Origin of the sequence: Microcoleus sp. A003_D6, assembly GCF_036702825.1 — a bacterium.
GTDB lineage: Bacteria > Cyanobacteriota > Cyanobacteriia > Cyanobacteriales > Microcoleaceae > Microcoleus.
In genome coordinates, this window is sequence record NZ_JAUBWA010000266.1 from 1 (window position 1) to 2,659 (window position 2,659).

General features: G+C 41.5%; 1 protein-coding gene and 1 pseudogene. Both read left to right on the forward strand.

Going from position 1 to position 2,659, the window contains the following annotated elements:
- Positions 1-118 precede the first annotated feature (118 nt).
- Positions 119-1,615, forward strand: a complete 1,497-nt coding sequence (locus tag QUB70_RS32250) for a WD40 repeat domain-containing protein (protein WP_332985876.1) — start codon at positions 119-121, stop codon at positions 1,613-1,615.
- 227 nt (positions 1,616-1,842) lie between these two features.
- Positions 1,843-2,659, forward strand: a pseudogene (locus tag QUB70_RS32255) (IS5 family transposase); the annotation flags it as partial.

Genomic DNA, 2,659 nt, shown 5'->3' on the forward strand with positions numbered 1-2,659 from the left:
AGTTTTTGAGCAACAGCTTGCCTTATATTCAAAGGCAGCTACTTTTAGATGAGCTCATTTTTAGTCTAAACTACAGCTCAAAATTTGGAATTGCGAAACTGGAGAAGTATTTTGTATCCTGCAAGGTCATACTCTGTGGATCAGACGAATAGTATTAACACCAGATGGGCAAAAGGTGATTTCCACTTCGGCTGATTGTACTCTTAAAATTTGGGACTTGCAGACTGGGAAAATATTACACACTCTCGAAGGTCATACGGGAGAAGTCACAGCAGTAGCAGTGACGCCGGATGGGGAAAAAGTAATTTCTGCTTCGGCTGATTGTACTCTTAAAATTTGGGGCTTGCAGACTGGGAGAATACTACGCACTCTCAAAGGTCATACAGGAGAACTTACAGCAGTAGCAGTGACACCGAATGGTAAGCAGGTGATTTCTGCTTCAGATTCATCTGGGATAATAGCCGATACAGTTTTCAAAGTCTGGGATGTAGAGTGTGGAACCGAACTGTGTAGCTTTAAAGATCTAACCAACCGAGTTACAGCTATCGCTGTAACTCTGGATGGAAAACAGATGATCTCAGCTTCAACGGATAAAACGCTCAAGGTGTGGAACTTAGCTTATGAAGCAGAACAACTGACTTCACAAGGGCATACTGCCTGGGTTAAGGACATAGTGATAACGCCGGATGGAAAGCAAGCTATCTCAACATCACTCGACAACACACTTAAAGTCTGGGATATAAAAACTGGAATCGAAAAATTCCCTGCAATCAGTCATCCAGGAGAAATTACTGCGATAGTGGTAACACCGGATGGGAAGCAAGCCATCTCGACTTCAACTGACAGCACTCTCAAAGTTTGGGAGTTAGAAACTGGAAAAGTAAAGCACTCTTGCAAGAGTCATACTGGTAGTGTCTTAGCAGTAACACCAGATAGTCAACAGGCAATCTCTGCTGAAAAAAATATTGTGGAAGTGTGGGATCTGAAGAGTGTAAAAATATGTCGCACCTTCACAGATCATACCGATAACGTCTTTTCAGCAACAGTGACACGAGATAATCGGCAGGTATTCTCAACTTCGCGAGATGCCATAAAAATCTGGGATTTGGAAACTGGAGAAGTACATCACACCTTTAATAGGGATAATACTAACGTTTTGTCCGTAACAGTAACTACGACGGATAAAAAGCAAGTTATCTTTGCTTCATCCGACAATACTCTTGAAGTTTGGACACTGAACGGTGAAGGTAGCCTATCTACTTTCAAAGGGTCTACGGACTGGGTTAGAGCGGTTGCAGTAACACCAGATGGGGAATGGGCGATCTGTGCTTCGCAAGCCATTATTGAAGTCTGGAATTTAAAAATTGGAGTCAAACTGCATACTCTACAGGGTCATACTGATGTTAGAGCAGTAGCAGTAACACTGGATGGACAGAGGGCTATCTCGGTTTCAGAAGATGTTCTCAAAGTCTGGGATGTGAAAAGTGGGAGAGTTATCGATTATTTCATTGGTGATGCTCCGCTATGGTCCTGCGCCATGACATCAGATGGGAGAATTATTGCTGTAGGCGAGCTATCAGGGCGGGTGCATTTCCTGCGTTTGGAAGGGATGTGATGTAGTCAACCCCGATGCGCTCCTTCTTACCTGCGTAGCAGCTTAGCTGTGGTTCTTTATCTGGCTAATTAACAATCACAAACTACGAATTACCAGAGCATAAATAGGGCTTGCGGAGAAAGTCTAAAACCCTTATAGAAAAAGACTTGTGGCAAGTTTAAACCCTTGTAATGTGCAAGGATATAAGCTAATATCAGTCAAAAGCCTAGCAGATCATCACTTTCGCGATGTACCGAAAAGTTGACTAGGGCCCCAAACCCGCCATCCAACTTTGACTTACCCTTTGAGGGGCAATTATCAGAAGATAATCGTTGGGTAATCATGGCAAAACTAATTCCTTGGTTAGAATTTGAAGCCGAATATGCCCAAAATTTCGCAACCGATATGGGAGCTCCAGCCAAATCGTTTAGGATGGCATTGGGAGCATTAATAATTAAAGAAAGGTTAGGGACAAGTGACCGGGAAACAGTAGAGCAAATCCGAGAGAACCCATACCTGCAATACTTTATAGGCCTGACAGCCTATAGCAATAAAGAACCCTTTGATTCATCAATGTTAGTTCATTTTAGGCAGAGAATAGGTATCAACCTAGTAAATAAAATCAACGAGAAAATGGTCAAAGACCATATTGAAATACCAAGGGAAGTCGAAAAAAAAACCTCATTAGAAACCCAGTCTAGTCCCAATCAAGGAAAATTAATATTAGATGCAACCTGTGCACCAGCCGACATTAGATATCCCAACGACTTAGGACTATTAAATCAAGCACGAACGCATACTGAAGAAATCATAGATGCTCTTCACACTCAAAATCAAGACCCAGAAAAAAAGAAGCCAAGAACTTATAGAAAACTGGCGAGAAAAGAATACTTAAAAGTAGCAAAGAAACGGAGAGCATCACAAAAAGAACGAAGAAAAGCAATTAAAAAACAACTACAATACATCAAAAGAAATTTAGCCCATATTCATGAGATGGGCGAATTACAGTGTCTGAGTAAATATCATTATAAAATGCTGTTAGTTGTCACAGAAGTTTACCGCCAA